Origin of the sequence: Fictibacillus sp. NRS-1165, from assembly GCF_050468105.1 — a bacterium.
Taxonomy (GTDB): domain Bacteria; phylum Bacillota; class Bacilli; order Bacillales; family Fictibacillaceae; genus Fictibacillus_C; species Fictibacillus_C terrinigri.
The window spans coordinates 34,042-50,383 of sequence record NZ_JBDPNU010000005.1 but is presented as its reverse complement, the minus strand read 5'-3'; the positions used below and the strand labels follow the sequence as shown (position 1 = coordinate 50,383).

19 protein-coding genes and 1 riboswitch are annotated in these 16,342 nt (G+C 43.6%); of the genes, 4 read left to right on the top strand and 15 right to left on the bottom strand.

Translation table 11 applies throughout. From position 1 onward, the window contains the following. The first annotated feature begins 189 nt into the window (after positions 1-189). Positions 190-1,443 carry an aminopeptidase P family protein gene (locus ABHN01_RS02430; protein WP_429874232.1) on the top strand — a complete coding sequence of 418 codons (1,254 nt, stop codon included), beginning with the start codon at positions 190-192 and terminating at the stop codon, positions 1,441-1,443. A 62-nt stretch (positions 1,444-1,505) separates the two neighbouring features. On the opposite strand, the gene ABHN01_RS02425 is transcribed toward ABHN01_RS02430, so the two are convergent. Continuing rightward, the gene (locus ABHN01_RS02425; RefSeq protein WP_429874231.1) at positions 1,506-1,865 is read right to left on the bottom strand and encodes a hypothetical protein; all 360 of its coding nucleotides are present in this window, start codon (positions 1,863-1,865) and stop codon (positions 1,506-1,508) included. Between the two features lie 174 nt (positions 1,866-2,039). On the opposite strand from ABHN01_RS02425, the gene ABHN01_RS02420 reads away from it, so the two are divergent. Further along, on the top strand, positions 2,040-2,186 hold the full coding sequence (locus tag ABHN01_RS02420) for a YjcZ family sporulation protein (RefSeq protein ID WP_429874230.1): 147 nt from the start codon (positions 2,040-2,042) through the stop codon (positions 2,184-2,186). Between the two features lie 80 nt (positions 2,187-2,266). On the opposite strand, the gene ABHN01_RS02415 is transcribed toward ABHN01_RS02420, so the two are convergent. The 13 genes from ABHN01_RS02415 to ABHN01_RS02355 form a co-directional block, all read right to left on the bottom strand. Then, complete coding sequence (locus tag ABHN01_RS02415) at positions 2,267-2,938, bottom strand: zinc metallopeptidase (RefSeq protein ID WP_429874260.1); 672 nt, start codon at positions 2,936-2,938, stop codon at positions 2,267-2,269. Between the two features lie 248 nt (positions 2,939-3,186). Further along, positions 3,187-3,843: a molybdate ABC transporter permease subunit gene (gene modB / locus ABHN01_RS02410; protein WP_429874229.1), complete on the bottom strand. Its 657-nt coding sequence runs from the start codon at positions 3,841-3,843 to the stop codon at positions 3,187-3,189. 126 nt (positions 3,844-3,969) lie between these two features. Further along, entirely contained in the window at positions 3,970-4,878 is a 909-nt protein-coding gene (locus ABHN01_RS02405; protein WP_429874228.1) for a cation diffusion facilitator family transporter, read from the bottom strand. Between the two features lie 120 nt (positions 4,879-4,998). Then, a complete protein-coding gene (locus tag ABHN01_RS02400; protein WP_290401887.1) occupies positions 4,999-5,805 on the bottom strand; it encodes a hypothetical protein in 807 nt (268 codons plus the stop codon). Positions 5,806-5,961: 156 nt separating this feature from the next. Beyond that, positions 5,962-6,597, bottom strand: coding sequence for a 5,6-dimethylbenzimidazole synthase (gene bluB, locus ABHN01_RS02395; protein ID WP_429874227.1), 636 nt, complete (start codon positions 6,595-6,597; stop codon positions 5,962-5,964). A 6-nt stretch (positions 6,598-6,603) separates the two neighbouring features. Further along, a complete protein-coding gene (gene cobT, locus ABHN01_RS02390) occupies positions 6,604-7,665 on the bottom strand; it encodes a nicotinate-nucleotide--dimethylbenzimidazole phosphoribosyltransferase (protein WP_429874226.1) in 1,062 nt (353 codons plus the stop codon). 132 nt (positions 7,666-7,797) lie between these two features. Continuing rightward, positions 7,798-7,948: riboswitch (cobalamin riboswitch) on the bottom strand. Between the two features lie 58 nt (positions 7,949-8,006). Then, entirely contained in the window at positions 8,007-9,401 is a 1,395-nt protein-coding gene (locus ABHN01_RS02385) for a nucleoside recognition domain-containing protein (protein ID WP_429874225.1), read from the bottom strand. Beyond that, positions 9,386-10,093, bottom strand: a complete 708-nt coding sequence (locus ABHN01_RS02380; protein ID WP_429874224.1) for a FeoB small GTPase domain-containing protein — start codon at positions 10,091-10,093, stop codon at positions 9,386-9,388. Before ABHN01_RS02380 ends, ABHN01_RS02385 begins: the two co-directional genes overlap by 16 nt. Then, on the bottom strand, positions 10,086-10,337 hold the full coding sequence (locus ABHN01_RS02375) for a FeoA family protein (RefSeq protein ID WP_429874223.1): 252 nt from the start codon (positions 10,335-10,337) through the stop codon (positions 10,086-10,088). Before ABHN01_RS02375 ends, ABHN01_RS02380 begins: the two co-directional genes overlap by 8 nt. A gap of 168 nt (positions 10,338-10,505) precedes the next feature. Then, positions 10,506-11,081, bottom strand: a complete 576-nt coding sequence (locus ABHN01_RS02370) for a 5' nucleotidase, NT5C type (protein WP_429874222.1) — start codon at positions 11,079-11,081, stop codon at positions 10,506-10,508. A gap of 10 nt (positions 11,082-11,091) precedes the next feature. Beyond that, positions 11,092-12,192, bottom strand: coding sequence for a bifunctional diaminohydroxyphosphoribosylaminopyrimidine deaminase/5-amino-6-(5-phosphoribosylamino)uracil reductase RibD (gene ribD, locus ABHN01_RS02365; RefSeq protein ID WP_429874221.1), 1,101 nt, complete (start codon positions 12,190-12,192; stop codon positions 11,092-11,094). After that, complete coding sequence (locus tag ABHN01_RS02360; RefSeq protein ID WP_429874220.1) at positions 12,185-12,943, bottom strand: GTP cyclohydrolase II; 759 nt, start codon at positions 12,941-12,943, stop codon at positions 12,185-12,187. The genes ribD and ABHN01_RS02360 overlap by 8 nt, the downstream gene beginning before the upstream one ends. Before the next feature lie 205 nt (positions 12,944-13,148). After that, on the bottom strand, positions 13,149-14,564 hold the full coding sequence (locus ABHN01_RS02355; RefSeq protein ID WP_429874259.1) for a SpoVR family protein: 1,416 nt from the start codon (positions 14,562-14,564) through the stop codon (positions 13,149-13,151). Positions 14,565-14,712: 148 nt separating this feature from the next. On the opposite strand from ABHN01_RS02355, the gene ABHN01_RS02350 reads away from it, so the two are divergent. Further along, complete coding sequence (locus tag ABHN01_RS02350) at positions 14,713-15,420, top strand: DUF421 domain-containing protein (protein WP_429874219.1); 708 nt, start codon at positions 14,713-14,715, stop codon at positions 15,418-15,420. A 44-nt stretch (positions 15,421-15,464) separates the two neighbouring features. On the opposite strand, the gene ABHN01_RS02345 is transcribed toward ABHN01_RS02350, so the two are convergent. After that, a complete protein-coding gene (locus ABHN01_RS02345) occupies positions 15,465-15,791 on the bottom strand; it encodes a YnfA family protein (protein WP_429874258.1) in 327 nt (108 codons plus the stop codon). 126 nt (positions 15,792-15,917) lie between these two features. Here ABHN01_RS02345 and ABHN01_RS02340 point away from each other — a divergent pair, with 126 nt between their 5' ends. Beyond that, positions 15,918-16,052, top strand: coding sequence for a hypothetical protein (locus ABHN01_RS02340; protein ID WP_429874218.1), 135 nt, complete (start codon positions 15,918-15,920; stop codon positions 16,050-16,052). Positions 16,053-16,342 lie beyond the last annotated feature (290 nt).

Here is a 16,342-nt window from a genome sequence, read left to right as displayed (position 1 = left end):
CCTAAAGAGGCCGCTGTCTTTTTTACTTTCTTAAAATCATGGATCGTTCTTTATTCCTCTTTGAATGAATACCTTTAAACCGTTTCGTCTAAATAAACATATTTAATTGACGAAAAATTCCATAAAAAATACAATGAAAATAAACCATGTAGTCTGTTTAATTTTAATCAATCATTGAGGAGGATTATCATGGATGCATCATTTTTCACACAAAACAGAAAAAAACTAGCAAAACAGCTCCCTGCTGAATCAACCCTTATTCTTTTTGCAGGCCAGGCCCCTTACAAATCTGCCGATGAACGCTATCCCTTCACACCGAACCGCAATTTTTATTATTTAACAGGGATCAACCGTCCGAACATTATCCTCGTTATGAAAAAAACAGAATCTTCCTTGGATGAGACACTTTTCATCGAAAAAGCGGATCCTGTGATGGAGAAATGGGTTGGTGCCATACTGACGCAGGATGAAGCCAAGAACCGGTCTGGGATTAAAAGCATTTCCTATCTGGAAAACTTTGAATCCTCACTGTCCCGAACATTTTTTGCCGAATCCATAAAGAGTATATACCTGGATTTAGAGCGGAGGGAATGGTCTGAAGGCGCAGCGAAAGCCTTTTCCTTTGCAAAACATATCCAAGATCATTACCCTCATCTTACCATTGAAAATGCATACCCTTTGATTACCGAAATGCGGGTGATTAAAACAGATGAAGAGGTTCAGAAGATCAAGGAAGCGATCAACATCACGAAGGAGGGTATCTACAATGTGTTGAGGCATGCCAAATCCGGTCTGCTGGAGAATGAACTGGAAGCTCATTTTGATTTTGTCCTCAAATCATCAGGCGTTAAAGACTTTGCCTTCCATACCATTTTGGCGAGTGGAAAAAATGCTACCGTTCTTCATTACGAAGAAAATGATTCCATGATTAATGAAGGGAATCTTGTATTGCTGGACCTGGGTGCCCAAAAAGATTATTACAACGCTGATATCAGCTTTACATTTCCTGCTGACGGCAAATTCAGCAGCCGTCAAAAAGAATTTTATAACATCGTGCTGAAAGCGCTGAAAGAAACGACTTCCCTCATTAAGCCCGGTCTTAAATTTGCAGAATTAAATGAACGTACGAAATCCATTCTCGCAGAAGAGTGCATTCAGCTCGGCCTAATTAAGAAGGAAGCGGAGCTCTCCAATTATTATTACCATGGCGTCAGTCACTTCCTTGGCCTAGACACACATGACGTTGGTTCTTATAAGGACCGCGTATTGGAGCCAGGCATGGTTCTTACGATCGAACCTGGGCTCTATATTGAAGAAGAGGGAATCGGCATCCGAATTGAAGATGACATTCTAGTAACGGAAAACGGTTATGAAAATCTGTCCAAAGACATCATACGCAGCGTCGAAGAAATCGAAGCGTTCATGGCTGAAAATAAATCATAAAAAAAATAGAACCGCAGACCAAGAAATCTGCGGTTCTATTTTTTTATGGCCGAACAACTAAATTACCACCAAAAACGTCTAAAACGCCTGAAACCAAAGAAAGGAAATCCGAACAGACCGAAGCCCGGGAAAAATGGCCCTACAAAGAACGGATTGAAGCCAAAACCAAAACCAGGGAAAAAACGCTCAGATGCTTCATCTCTGTGCTGCATAGGCATGATGAGATACAGGTTGTCATTATCATGGCCATGAATCTTTCCTTGATAAATCCTGCCGTCTGCCATCTCGATCTCACAGTTGGCTCCTGCATACTGTTTGCAGAGGTGCATCAAGTTCTCTTTGTGGCCTGGGCTTGCGTGATGCGGTTGATTATCTTTCGACATAGGGTAGTTTGGCTGAAGATTGCTCATGTTTTCGTACAAGTATAGATCCTCCTTGAGTGGTATATAGCCAGTTTATTCTTCTGGACGAGGATGGTTACCAAAATGGTTGTAAAACTATATGTAAACTATCATTTAAAGACACCAACACATTTCACAGCCTGCCTAAGCCAATTGAGTCAAGCCATCATATTCTAAGCTGAGGAGGTGTAAACTATGAGTTTTTTTGGCGGCGGCGGAGTTTTTGCTTTAATTGTCGTATTGTTTATTCTTTTGATCATCGTTGGATGCGCATGTACAGGCTTTGGAGGTTATGGGGGCTTTGGCGGCGGATTTGGAGGAGGCTACGGCGGAGTCTATTAATTCATGTTTTACCGTTATGTATAGTGGAGATCAAAAAAGATGTTTCTCATCAAGAGAAACATCTTTTTACGATGATCAGTTTATTCCTCCCGCTCTCCCTGAAAGAAAATCATAATGAACTTCAAAAGTTCCAGGAGAGAAATCAGTGCGGCCGCTACATACGTTAATGCGGCGGCGTTTAGCACCTTGTTCACGCCCCGCTCTTCTTCATTGCGGATAAATCCCTCAGCCACAAGATACTGTTTGGCCCGCGAACTAGCATTAAATTCTACCGGAAGCGTAACGAGCTGAAAGAAGACAGCGAACGAGAACAGCACGATCCCGATACCGATCAATGAAAATTGATCAAGCAGGAATCCTCCCAGCAATAAAAATGGGGCAATACCTGAAGTCAGGTTTACCAATGGGAACATATGGTGCCTCAGCTTTAATGCACCATAGGACTGTTGATGCTGAACAGCATGGCCAACCTCATGGGCAGCCACCGAAACCGATGCGATGGAGACCCCATAATAAACCGGCTCTGAGAGGCGTACCACTTTTGAAACAGGATCATAGTGGTCGGTTAATGTCCCGCTTACCGGTTCGACTGGAACATCATACAGGCCGTTGTCATCCAGAATGGACCTCGCGATCTCAGCACCGGTTCGACCGGAATGAGCCTCTACTTGTGACCATTTTTTAAAGTTACCTTTCACTTTAAACTGCGCCCACAACGAAATAGCAAATGCAATGAGGATCAGAAAATCCATCGGGTGAAAAAACATATCGTAATAACTCCTCCTACTACAGTTTACATTTAAGAGAACTTCTAGCATTTAACCATCCTAGAAAGCTTCGATTTCTGCTCCTCCGATGCCTATCTTTGAAAAAATCGTTTTGATCGTCATCAACCTTCCTAAAGACGCTGGTGTTTATCGTTATATACGGACAGCCTTCAGTAAAGTTTCATTTCTGAACAAAAAAACAGGCAAATGGCGGGTTAGCCTTCACCTGTTCATTACCGCTTTATCCGATATGCTGCTGTGAGCATGACAAAAGAAATACTAATGCTTGCGAGAACGAGAAGCCAAGCCTCCCTCATGTTCCCCGAATCCATGGCAAGATAGATGGCCGTTGGAATCGTTTGAGTTTGTCCGGGAATATTTCCGGCAAACATTAACGTCGCCCCGAATTCACCCAATGCCCGTGCAAAGCTCAATATGGCTCCTGAAACAATGGAGGTGATGGAAAGAGGAATGGTAATCAGTAGAAAAACCTTCCATGCGCTTCCTCCATCAACCCTGGCTGCGTCCTCAATGTCATTGTCAACGGCTTCAAAACCTGTTTTTGCGGATTGATACATTAGGGGAAATGCCACCACACTTGAGGCAAGAACGGCCGCCCACCATGTAAAAATAATAGGCTGATGAAATACCGCTTCAATAAACTGCCCCACCGGGCTCCTCTTCCCAAAAATAACGATAAGCAAAAACCCAATAACCGTTGGAGGAAGTACGAGCGGAAGCATCAGCACCGTTTCAAGAATCACTTTGCCTTTAAAACGTCTGCCCGCCATAGCCTTACCCATCCCGATACCAGCCAACATTACAATGAGCCATGCCGCTGCAGCAATCGTGATCGACAAGTAGATGGGTGGCCAAATTTCTGCTGCCATAGTTCCTCCCCTTAAGAAAAAGATCAGTTGGTATTCATTATAGCGAATGAAGAACTGGTTTTACAAAAAATAAAAAGCTGAGCGCTTCAGCCGTAACAGCCTGAAACGCTCAGCACCCTGTATTTGTCAGTTGCAATGATTTTCTTTTTTACAAGGATGACCGCCTGCATCAATCTGTATCGTCGTGTGTTCAATATGATATTCATCGTGAAGCAGGCTGTTTGCTTTGACTAAGAGGGCCTGCTGATCGATTCCCGCATCCGTCACGAGATGGCAGCTAAAGGCTGGAAAGTCTGAAGTAATGGACCAGACATGCAAATCATTGACCTCTTTTACTTCCTGAATCGTTAACAGAGTTTGCTTCACTTTATCAATGCTGATATTGGCTGGAGTCCCCTCCATTAAAATGTGGATCGACTCCTTCGTAACACGCCAGCCACTGATCAAAACGAGTAAAGCTACGATCACACTTGCAGCAGGATCCGCCCATCCCCATCCGAAAAACATAATGAGAAGCGCCGCGATAATCGCTCCGACTGATCCGAGCAGGTCCCCGAGCACGTGAAGAAACGCACTTCTTACATTAATGTTTTCGTCCTTATCACCGCTCATCAAAATAAATGCTGCGATGATATTGACAACAAGACCGATGACCGACACAGCCAGCATGCCTGAACTTACAATACTGACCGGGTTTAATATGCGATGGTATGCTTCCCAAAAGATATAAACAGCGATAGCAATCAAAGCAATGCCATTAATAAATGCAGCCAAAATCTCAAAACGCTTGTAACCAAACGTTTTAGAATGGGAAGATGCCTTCTGCCCGTATGTCATCGCTAAAAGGCTTAATCCCAGAGCGGCCGAATCGCTCAGCATATGACCCGCATCTGACAATAATGCCAGACTATTGGTCATAAATCCGCCAATCACTTCAACGACCATAAAAATGGTAATAATCAGAAACGCGCGCTTTAAGGCTTTTTTATTGCCGCTCCAGTGATGGTGGTGGCTGTGATCATGAGAGTGTCCCATAGCTCTACTCCCCCTTATATGAATATATGCTCATATATATTATGACAATGAATTATGAGATGTGCAATCATTTTATGAGCAGATAAAGAAAAAGCAGCCGGTACGGCCGCTGTCGAAATTTTAATAGAAGGGGCCTTCATATAACGACGATTTAATGACAGGCTTAAACGGAAGCCTGTATTTTTCCAGGACGGATTGAACGACTTCCCTGAGCCATTCAGGACTTGTTGGCGAAACATACACTTCATCAATTAATGTGTTCAAATTACTTTGGACATATGCTCCGTCTTTATGGTCAAAAATGCGGTTATTGGGGTTATCAAATGCCAGCAGACGTATCTCGTTTTCATGACTGAAGGAACGGCGTTTGTAGAATAGTGTTTCATAGGGATTCAGACTGGCCATCTCAGAGTTGAAATTGATGTACTGAACTTGTCCGATATACGTATGAAACCTCTTATCCGATATGCTCGTGTACAATTTTTCTAAGGTGGAGCAGATAGCGATGCCCTCATCCGATTTTAAGTACAGGTTCCACATCGCCGCTGATTCTTCTTCGTTCAAGTGCCAGCAGTTCACACCGACATAGTCATGCATCTGCTTGATGTATTCATGAAGCTGTCTTCGCTTCTCCTCTTTTGATAACTTATCATTTACAGGTATAGTAAGGTAGGACAAAGGATCATTCAAAATATTATTTACATCCAGCGCAGAATAGCTGCCTTCATGGTTATCCACGAACAGTGAAGGTTTAGGAAAGAATAAGGATTTTTGATAAAGCATGCTGACAAACTTTGCAAAGTCCATGTACTTCCATACCTTTGATTTTCCAGAAAGCCGTTTGCTGTTTTTTATGTTGTATGAGTTGTTTTGATCAAACTGAGATTCGAATTTGATCAATGCCTTCTCAGCCCAGTATTCACTCATAAAACGATCCTTTCCACGATTTTTACATATTCATCGTCTATAGTTTTACTTCCCCGTTTTCCTTGCCATCCAATCGTTCGATAGGAAAAAGCTCCTGTCCATACAGAAGCTTTTTATGAAATATGCATATGCCTGTCCTTTTCTAATTATGATGCTCTACCATTTATTATAAGAAACTAAGTTTTCTATCTCCCTTTTTTTCTCCCATCGGGCCGTTGCCAGAATGGGTTGTTTTGGATACTCATCTGTATAGCCGATCGAGAGTAAAGCAACTGGTTCAACATGAGGGGGAATTTCTAATATCTCCCGCACATCGGCTTTTTTATAAAAGCTCACCCACCCCATGGCTAATCCTTCGGCGCAGGAAGCCAGCCACATGTTTTGAATCGCACAGGCGGTCGACATGATATCTGTTTCAGGTATTGAATTTCGCCCCAGAACATGTGAACCGCCCCTGGAAGGATCGGTTGTTACACAAATGCTTAAAGGCGCTTCTTTGATCCCCTCTATTTTCAGGCTCAAAAACTTTGTAGACCGATCATCATCTTCATAATGAATGGCAAGGGCCCTTCGTTCTTTATCAGCGGCCCATGCTAACCGTTCCTTGATTTCCTGTGATGTGATCAATATAAAGTTCCACGGCTGCATGAAACCAACGGAAGGAGCATGATGAGCAGCTTCCAATATCCTGCTTATGGCATCCTCTGGTATCGGATCAGGCAGAAAACTCCGGACATCCCTTCTTTTAACGATTACTTTATAGATGGCTTCTTTTTCATCTTTTGTAAACAATGGAATCTACTCCTCCTTCATTCTTTTTGTTATCTGAGCGGTTTCGAATGTGGCCATATTCTTTAGCATTAGGACAGCTGATTGAAGAATAGGAAAAGCAACAGCCGCCCCGCTTCCCTCTCCCAGCCTCATACCCAGGTCAAGAAGCGGCTCTTTATCTAACAACTTTAATAGGGTCTGATGTCCAAGCTCTGCCGAACGATGAGCCATAATCATATAGTCTGAGGCGCGGCTGTTTATCATCGTTGCAATCAATGCTGCGGTCGTTGATATAAAGCCATCAACCAGAATCGGGATTCTATGTGCCGCTGCAGATAGCATGGCACCCGCCATGCCCGCAATTTCAAGCCCTCCCAGTTTCATTAATACATCAATAGGATCCTCCGTTTTTGGCATCCTTTTTTCAATGGACTTTTTTATCAGTTCCTGTTTGTACTGAACTTTTTCATTGTTGATGCCCGTTCCTGTTCCGACCAGTTCAGTTAAGCTTTGCCCAGTGACAGCGACGATAATGGCACTGCTCGCAGTGGTATTGCCGATCCCCATCTCTCCAAGGATTAGACAATTGACTCCCTTGTTGATAAGCTCCTTCGCCTCAACAAAGCCTGTATCAATGGCTTGAAGCACCTCTTCTCGGGACATCGCATCCTGATGATAAAAATTGGCGGTTCCATATCGGATTTTTTTCTTTACTAATCCTTCCTCTTCCTCCAAATCGGCAGCTACACCAATATCGACTATTCTTAAGACCGCCTTGATCGATTTACTGAATACGTTAATCGCTGCTCCGCCATTTAAAAAGTTTCGCACCATTTGGCTTGTTACCTCCTGGGGATAGGCTGAAATCCCTTCTGAAGCGATGCCATGATCGGCAGCGAATACAATAACGCCGGGCGGGGTAATATTCGGAAACAATTCACCTGTCATTCTAGCCAATTCAATGGCTAATGCTTCTAATCTTCCAAGGCTTCCAACAGGCTTAGTCAAAGAATCTGCATAAATTTCTGCTATTGAGCCCATTCCTTCATTCAGCTCTGGTATATTTAGTTGCTGCCATTCATACTTCATTTGTTTACCTCTTCCTTTCAGTTTTTTCTTCATACAAAAAAACCTTAACTAGAGAAGTTAAGGTTTAAGAATACATTTGTAAGCAAATAAAACGATCGCCGTAGACATCCTTTCTCTTCCCTCCGAAGATTACAGAAACTAGATTCTTAAGCAGGTCTCCTGGCTTGATCAGTTAATAAAAGGCAACTGATTTTACAGTAGCGGGGGCTGCTCCAGATTTTCCACTGGATTCCCTATTATCTCTCCACATTCCGTTTTGAGCACTTAAAATCTTTTATTCAGTTGTGGTACACTCCCTATAATACCAGTTTTCCCTCCGCAGTTAAAAACGTTTATTATTGCTATGCTGCTAACCTGGTGATCTGCGCGACTGCAAACGTAACCAGAATAGCGATCGCTGTAGGAATGATAAATGACAGGAAGGTCCATTTTGCACTTTTTGTTTCTTTATAGATGTTAACCAGCGTTGTGCCGCATGGAAAGTGAAGCAGGGAAAAAAGCATCATGTTCAAAGCAGTCAGCCACGTCCAACCATGGCTCTCGAAGATCTGTTTTAAATCTCCAAGATTATCCACTTCGGTCATGGCGCCAGTAGAGAGGTAGCCCATGATCAGGATGGGGAGCACGATTTCGTTTGCCGGCAGGCCTACCAGAAACGCCATGAGAATATACCCATCCAGCCCAAGCATCTGTCCAAACGGATCGAGGAAATGGACGATATGCAATAAAATACTCTGATCTCCTGCGTTCACGTTGGCCAGCACCCAAGTTAAAATACCAGCAGGCGCCGCTACTTTTACCGCCCTCACCAATACGGATAAAGACCGCTGAAGCGAAGAGCGGATCACAGTTTCCCAGAACTTGGGCCTGCGGTAGGGCGGAAGCTCCAGTGTATAGTGTGTAGGAACCCCTTTTAATGCCGTCTTGGAAAGGATCCAGGATACAAGAAAAGTGACAAGGATTCCAACAAGAACGATGCCGACAATGACCGCTGTTGTCACAAGTGACTTTGCACCGCCTGTATAGCCTGCCGCCATAAACAGCGAGGCAAGGACAATCAGCGTTCCCCACCTTCCATTACACGGAACAAAATTGTTCGTTAAAATTGCAAGCATCCGCTCTCTTGGGGACTCAATAATCCTCGAAGACAGCATGGCGGCCGCATTACAGCCGAATCCCATCGCCATCGTTAAAGACTGCTTACCGTGTGCCCCAACCTTTTTAAACACCCGATCCATGTTAAATGCTACTCTTGGGAGATAACCGTAGTTCTCCAGAAGTGCAAATGTCGGGAAGAAGATTGCCATTGGAGGAAGCATTACACTGATCACCCAGGTCGTTCCCCGATACAGCCCCAGAACGAGCAATCCATGCAGCCAGTCAGGCGCATTCATAAGCTGAAAAAGCGAGGTGATATGACCTTCCAGCCATCCAAAAAAGCTGGCAATCATATCTGACGGAACATTCGCTCCTGCGATCGTGAGATAAAACACGATGCCAAGCATGATGATCATGATAGGAAAACCCCAGATCGGCGATGTAAAAATCGCATCGAGCTTCTCCGTATGCTTATCGCGTTCGGTCTTTCCAAATGAAACACTGTCTTCGCACAGCTGTTTGCTCTCCTGATACAGTTTCAGTACGATCTTATCGCGGAGATTGGGAGATGCTATCTGCTGTGCTCTCTCGTACAACTGGTTTAGATCACCAGATCGGCCGGCTAGCTCTGATTGCATACTGTTTCCTCCTTTGTTTTTAGCCTTGTATTCAACTCTTTCAGCAGCGATTCATCTCCGTCCAGCAGCCGTAAGGCAATCCATCGGGATGAAATACGGTCATCCACCACTTGTTTTACGAAGGGCTCCAAGGAAGCAATCCTCGCTTCTATCTCACCATCATACTTGATCTGCACTGGTTCACACGCAATTTTTCCTGAGACGATTCGGTCAATTGTATCAAGAAGTAAAGGAAACCCTGCCCTGTTTCTGGCAGAAAGTTTTATTACAGGAACTCCTAGACGCCTTGCCAGTAACCGTCCGTTGATGGTAATCCCTCTCTTTTCTGCTTCGTCCATCAGATTTATGCAGATGATCACATTCTTTGTCATTTCCAAAATTTGAAGGGCGAGGTTCAGGTTCCGTTCAAGAGAGGTAGCATCAACGACAACGAGCGTCAGATCCGGCTTTTCAAAAACGATATAATTTCTAGCCACTTCTTCATCTGCTGAATTTGAAAAGATAGAATAAGTACCCGGAAGATCAATAAACCTGTATTGCTTACTCCTATGCTTGAAAGTTCCTTCAGCAAGCGAAACTGTCTTTCCCGCCCAGTTTCCGGTATGCTGCTTCAGGCCGGTCAGCGCATTGAACAACGTGCTCTTCCCTGTGTTAGGATTGCCGGCTAAGGCTATACGAAATGTATCAGTCATGACGTATCAGCTCCCCCTGGATTCTAGTGCTCTCCTCTTTCCTCAATGCAATCGACGTCTGGCTGACCCGAAAGGCAATGGGATCTCCCAGAGGACTTTTTCTGATTACCTCAACAAGAGCTCCTTGCACAAAACCAAGATCCAGCAGCCTTCTTCTCATCACTCCTTCGATCTCCATGGAGGTGATGCGAATGATGTCTCCATTTTTTCCATCAAATAAGGATATACTTTTAGTCCCATCCATCTATTTTTCCTCCACTCTTATTTGTTTCCCTCGAGCAACTTTTGCTTATATCATATGTATATACACTCTCTTTGTCAATGTTTCTAAAAAAAATAAAAAACAGCACCTTATTTCAGGCGCTGTTTCTCCCGGTTTTCACCGTGGCTTTGTTGAAAAAAAACAGCAGAATTATCTTCTGCTGTTTTCCATAACCAACTCTTTCAGTTCTCCCCAGTCAGTCAGTCGTTGTCCTTTGTAATGCCGGTTGTACGACTGGTCCTTCACAAAGATTTTCAGGGCATCAATGTCCAATGTCTCCAGGACACCAGGTTTATCATCGAAATAATAATCCAAATCCAACTTTTCAATGATTTTTACTTTTTCTTGATCCTTCATTCCGCAGAAAAACTTTTCTTCTTCCACCGGAAAGCCTTGCTCAATCATCCATTCCATCGTCCGTTGGCCATGTTCCCCTGGACGGGCAGTAATGTAATAGATTTCATGTCCCTGATGCCAAAGCTCCTGGAGCGTTTCTACTGCCTGTGGATATGGAGGGCAAGAGGTAAAATAGATTTCTTCAAGCAAGCTGTTCCACATCTCTTTGCCTTCCTGATCACTGAGGCCAAAGGGATGGTGGATCTCTACCGTTTTCAAATCTTCAAAAACATCCTCTGCAATCTTTTGATTTAATTTTTTATTATAAATGGAAAATGCATGGCTTCTTAAATTAATCAATGTATCATCTATATCAAAACCGAATTTCATGTGAGTCTCCTTACTTCCCCTGATACACCGGATAACCGGTGAATTTAAAATCTTTGCCTGTTTGCACAATGCTCAAATCCCTCAGTTCCACCGCATCGCTCATCCTTTCAATGCCCTCGCCTTCAAGAAAAGTAGGCGACAGGCTTCCGCCTACCAGTTTAGGTGCCATATAAACCACCATTTTATCAATGAGCTGGTGCTGGAGGAAGGACGCAATAACGGCTCCACCACCTTCAATCATGAGTGATGAAACGAGCCGTTCACCCAGCAGGTCAACAACTTCTACAGGGTTTACCTGTTCGGCCAGGCTTTTGGTTACAAAAACAGTGACCCCTGCTCTTTCCAGCTCTTTTCTCTTCTCTTCACTGGCGAGCTCGGTCGTAATGATCCACGTTTGTGCTTTGCCGTCCTGAACAACGTTTGATTCAAGCGGGATCCTTAACGTTGAATCGAGGATCACCCTTATCGGATTTCGGCCGTTTGGAATCCGTGTTGTTAACTCGGGGTCATCCTTGATAACCGTATTGACACCCACAAGGATGGCCATGTTCTCGTTACGAATGTGATGAACGTCTGTGCGTGCTTCTTTTGACGTGATCCATTTGCTGTCTGAAGTATACGTAGAGATTTTGCCATCGAGTGTAGCAGCTGATTTTGTTGTAACGAACGGCCGCTTCTGGACGATGAATTTGTTGAACACTTCATTCATGTTTTGTGATTCATTCTCAAGGACACCAGTGATGACTTCGATGTCAGCTTCTTTTAATATGGCGACCCCTCTGCCTGAAACAAGCGGATTCGGATCCAGACTCGCGATAACTGCCGTTTTAAGGCCCGCTTTCACGATAGCTTCCGCACAAGGCCCCGTTCTTCCGTAATGTGAGCAAGGTTCAAGGGTAACATAAATGGTTCCGCCCTTTGCTTTCTCCCCAGCCATACGTATCGCATGGATTTCAGCGTGCGGTTCACCCGGTTTCAAGTGAGAACCGATTCCAACAATACGGTTTTCATTGACGATGACCGCTCCGACCATGGGGTTGGGATCGGTTTGGCCTTTCATCGCTCGTGCGTTTTCAAGTGCCAATTTCATATAAAATTCATGATTAGCCATTAGGACAGCCTTCTTCCTCTTGTAAGTGTCCAGAGCGGGCCACTTTTGTCTTCAGATAATTCTCATTAAACTCAGAAACGTCTCCCCATAATGGTGTCCGGCCTGACAAGTGCATACCTGAATTTTTTAAGGCCTCCAGCTTTTTAGGGTTGTTTGTAATTAGTGTGACTGGTTTTTTACGCAAAACTTTTAGCACGTGAATAGCATCTTCATAGTTCCTCGAATCATCGACGAATCCTAAATTCAGGTTGGCCTCCACCGTATCGTAGCCATTTTCCTGAAGAACATAGGCCATCGCTTTTGAGAATAATCCGATGCCTCTTCCCTCGTGATTGGCAAGGTAAAAGAGCGCGCCTGTTCCATGTTCTTTAATCATCTTCATCGATTGCTTTAATTGAAACCCGCAGTCGCAGCGTTTGCTTCCGAAAATATCTCCTGTGTGGCAGATGGAATGCATACGGATTAAAGCATCCTCATTATATTCAAAGTCGCCGTATACCAATACGCTTGATTGCTGGTATTCGGCCAGATTGTCAGAAGACAATTTTTCAATAATTTCTTCGTAGTCATCCGTAATTATATCTCTTTGCAGCCAGCAGTACCACCGAAAAACGACTGTTTCCCCGTAGAGGTTCACAGGCAGGCGAATCGGTCCGACCAAATAGATGCCGCCCTCTTCCGATGTTTTGATCAGCTGAATTTTATCTTCAAGTATGGAAAGTACTTTAGATTCAAGTTTCGCTTGTTCCATTATGTTTAATCCCCTTCTATATGAAACAGATGTTTGCTCTAAATTTTATCATTCTGTTTTCTTATTTTGCAAAGCTGACAGACTGACTATCCCTCTTAAAGGAATGTCCCTATGTATTATATAATACTAACAATTAAAAAGTAAGTATATAGTAAAAAGTATTTAAGAAAAAAACCGCCCTTTATCAACGGCGGCTTCAGCTTTATTATAAGTATTTCCGATGTACACTCTTCCCATCATACGTAAACAAGACAGGCTTATCCTCGATCTTCGTCTCCAAATGCACCGGCCTGCCCCACAGCTGGTTCACATACGGCAGCACTTTCTCCAAGTACTTCACATCGAGCTCGATATCTTCAAACCAGTGTTTCAGGTAAAGCCCGCCGTTTTTCATATAATCTCCATCATTAACCGTTATATAAGGAAATCCTCCATTAACGCGCATACCCACAAGCTGGTCCCGTACACCTTCCCATTCTTTATCTACAATCTTATAATCCCTGCCCTGCTTTTGGAAAAGATACATATCTTCGCGCTGGCAAAGGTCTTTCGTTAAGTAGTTGCGGATGAATGACATGTCGGATTCCAGCTCGCGGACTTCAAACATCTTTTCTCTTCCTGATCCAGGTGTTACCCCTTGCCTGATCAATTCTTCATCAGGATTATCGTACCTTTCTTCAATGTCTTTAAATATTTGCAGACCAAGATAATAAGGATTGATGGAGGTTCTTGAAGGCTGAACGACCCCTGCATTCAGTTTGGCAAACTCAATGGTCTCATGAGTGGTCAGATCCATCTCCTGCAGGATTTTAGCATGCCAGTAGCTTGCCCAGCCCTCATTCATGATTTTCGTCTCCAACTGAGGCCAGAAGTAGAGCATTTCCTCCCTCATCATGGAGAGGATGTCTCTTTGCCAGTCTTCCAGCTCTCTGCTGTACTCTTCAATAAACAGCAGGATGTCTTTTTCCGGCTTAGGCGGGAACAGCTTCTTCTTCACAGTCGCCGGCTTTTCATTGCTGCCTCTTGGTTTGTCGATGTCCCACAGATCATCGTATGGTGTCTCTTTTTTTACAACCTCCTCTTCTTCTTCGTCTTCAAGGTTGTAATTCAGCCGGTTTCTCATAATCGAAGGATCGATGTGTTCCTGAATGGCAAGGACTGCGTCCAGAAATACCTCAACCTCCCGCTTTCCATGTACCAGTTCATAGTGAGAGACCCTTTCTGCAGTCGCAGTCATGCTTTCCACCATATCCCGCCTCGTATTGGAGAAACGAACATTATTTTTAAAGAAATCACAATGGGCAAGAACATGGGCGATGATCAGCTTGTTCTGGATTAAAGAGTTTGTATCCAGCAAGAAAGCGTAACATGGGTCAGAGTTGATCACGAGTTCATAGATCTTGCTTAAACCCAAATCATATTGCAGCTTCATTTTGTGAAATTGTTTCCCAAAGCTCCAATGGGAGAACCTTGTTGGCATACCATAAGCACCAAATGTATAAATAATATCCGCAGGGCAAATTTCATAGCGCATCGGATAGAAATCAAGGCCAAAACCAGAAGCAATTTCTGTGATCTCCGAAATAGCCATTCCAAGTTCTTTATTTTGCTGATCCCAGATCAAGATTGTTCCCTCCTCTATTATCTCTTTCTTCAATTTATGATGGAAAGGTTGATTTCATGAGGAAAGGACAAAAACTTCTAAGGTCAAGTATGAATCAATCGGGATTCTGTCCATAATAATGGTACGTTTAAAAGAGGAGACACTTATGGAATTATTTTACAGGCCGTTAATGATCTTTCTATTTGGTTATTTGTTTTTAAGGTTTACAGGAAAAAAAGCTGTATCCCAGATGCATAGCTTTGACATGCTCTTTATCCTGATCATAGGTAACGTCATCAGCCAGCCTCTGCAAAAGGACAGTGTCTGGAAAGCACTGTTTTACACATTTATGATCGTTCTTCTCTATAAGATTTTCATGTGGATCTCCTTACATAACAAACTTCGATGGATTCTTTATGAGAGCCCGACTGTCATTATCCGGAACGGAGATATCGACCGGAAGGGCCTAAGAAAAGTCCGGCTCCCGGTTGATGAACTTCTTGCACAATTAAGAGTGCTGGGCTACACGGATACCCGGAATATTTCACTGGCAGCGATGGAAGACAACGGCCAGATCAGCGTCATTCCTAAAGCCAATTACAGGCCTGTACAGCCCGGTGATTTAAAAGTAAAAGTGAAAAAGGAATTCATACCGATTCCTGTCATCATGGATGGCCAAATCATCGACCATAATCTAAAATACCTTAAACTGGACAGAGATTGGCTGTTAAAGAGAGTAAAGCAAAAAGGAGCGGAAATACGTGACATTATTTTAGCGACCATCACCGATTCAGGAACGCTTCATATCGATACGAACAATCCTCACAATGAGGATAAAGGACCCTATTCCTACAAACCCGGAGAGGATAACTAAAGAAAAACAGTCTGACACTCGGACTGTTTTTTTATGTAATCAAATCAACCTCTTGGCGCCCACAGTATGATCGAGACTCCCGCGATGCAAACCAGAGCACCGATCCAATCGTACATGTCAGGAACTTTCTTATCCACGAGCCAACCCCAGAGAACAGATAATATGATAAATACCCCGCCATAGGCCGCGTATACCCTTCCAAAACTCGGAAAGCTCTGCAGCGCAGGAATTATGCCGTAAAGCACAAGGATCAGACTTCCTGAAACCGCATATCCTATTGGCCTGTTCTCTTTGAGCGTCAGCCAGACGAGGTATCCGCCGCCAATCTCGGCCAGCCCCGCTAGTACAAACAACATCATCGCCTTCATGATTTACCCCTTTCCATACAAAAAGTCTATGCTTCTTTCGAATATAGTAATGTATTTTCATAGTTCTGGATGTTTAAAAAGCTAGTTACCGTGGCATATTACTTTATGAGTTAAGGAGGTTTCACTCAAATGGCCTTTTTGTGCAGTGTACTTGGCGTTTTAGGAATCGCTTTATGCAACGAGATTAAGCATGCTTACAGAAAAAAAGCGAAAGCAAAAGGACCGGCAAAAAGCCGGCTCCAGACAAAAAATCCGATCATTTAATGAATCGGAAAACTAGTGCCCGCCCGAATCATTCTGGGTGGGCATGCACTTATTCTTCTCGCGTCTCCAGCATTTCCCTCATCGTTTCAAAGAATAACTGTCCTAATAATTCCGTTTCATTAACAGCGAACGGACAGGATTTGATCACCTGTATATCTCCAACTAGTACAAGATCGTATACACATTCAGAAGAAAAAGAACCAGGCTGCCGCTCCGTTTCATGAGCAGATAATGAAAACCGATGGACTCAATCAATTCATTTTATGAAAAGTAAGGCCTGGCCGTTTCAA

What these genes read in the sequence shown, in the direction of transcription:
- ABHN01_RS02430 (WP_429874232.1), top strand. Translation starts at nt 190, where the DNA reads ATGGATGCATCATTTTTCACACAAAACAGAAAAAAACTAGCAAAACAG.
- ABHN01_RS02420 (WP_429874230.1), top strand. Translation starts at nt 2,040, where the DNA reads ATGAGTTTTTTTGGCGGCGGCGGAGTTTTTGCTTTAATTGTCGTATTG.
- ABHN01_RS02415 (WP_429874260.1), bottom strand. Translation starts at nt 2,938, where the DNA reads ATGGATTTTCTGATCCTCATTGCATTTGCTATTTCGTTGTGGGCGCAG.
- modB (WP_429874229.1), bottom strand. Translation starts at nt 3,843, where the DNA reads ATGGCAGCAGAAATTTGGCCACCCATCTACTTGTCGATCACGATTGCT.
- ABHN01_RS02405 (WP_429874228.1), bottom strand. Translation starts at nt 4,878, where the DNA reads ATGGGACACTCTCATGATCACAGCCACCACCATCACTGGAGCGGCAAT.
- ABHN01_RS02400 (WP_290401887.1), bottom strand. Translation starts at nt 5,805, where the DNA reads ATGAGTGAATACTGGGCTGAGAAGGCATTGATCAAATTCGAATCTCAG.
- cobT (WP_429874226.1), bottom strand. Translation starts at nt 7,665, where the DNA reads ATGAAGTATGAATGGCAGCAACTAAATATACCAGAGCTGAATGAAGGA.
- ABHN01_RS02385 (WP_429874225.1), bottom strand. Translation starts at nt 9,401, where the DNA reads ATGCAATCAGAGCTAGCCGGCCGATCTGGTGATCTAAACCAGTTGTAC.
- ABHN01_RS02380 (WP_429874224.1), bottom strand. Translation starts at nt 10,093, where the DNA reads ATGACTGATACATTTCGTATAGCCTTAGCCGGCAATCCTAACACAGGG.
- ABHN01_RS02375 (WP_429874223.1), bottom strand. Translation starts at nt 10,337, where the DNA reads ATGGATGGGACTAAAAGTATATCCTTATTTGATGGAAAAAATGGAGAC.
- ABHN01_RS02370 (WP_429874222.1), bottom strand. Translation starts at nt 11,081, where the DNA reads ATGAAATTCGGTTTTGATATAGATGATACATTGATTAATTTAAGAAGC.
- ribD (WP_429874221.1), bottom strand. Translation starts at nt 12,192, where the DNA reads ATGGCTAATCATGAATTTTATATGAAATTGGCACTTGAAAACGCACGA.
- ABHN01_RS02360 (WP_429874220.1), bottom strand. Translation starts at nt 12,943, where the DNA reads ATGGAACAAGCGAAACTTGAATCTAAAGTACTTTCCATACTTGAAGAT.
- ABHN01_RS02350 (WP_429874219.1), top strand. Translation starts at nt 14,713, where the DNA reads ATGGAATTATTTTACAGGCCGTTAATGATCTTTCTATTTGGTTATTTG.
- ABHN01_RS02340 (WP_429874218.1), top strand. Translation starts at nt 15,918, where the DNA reads ATGGCCTTTTTGTGCAGTGTACTTGGCGTTTTAGGAATCGCTTTATGC.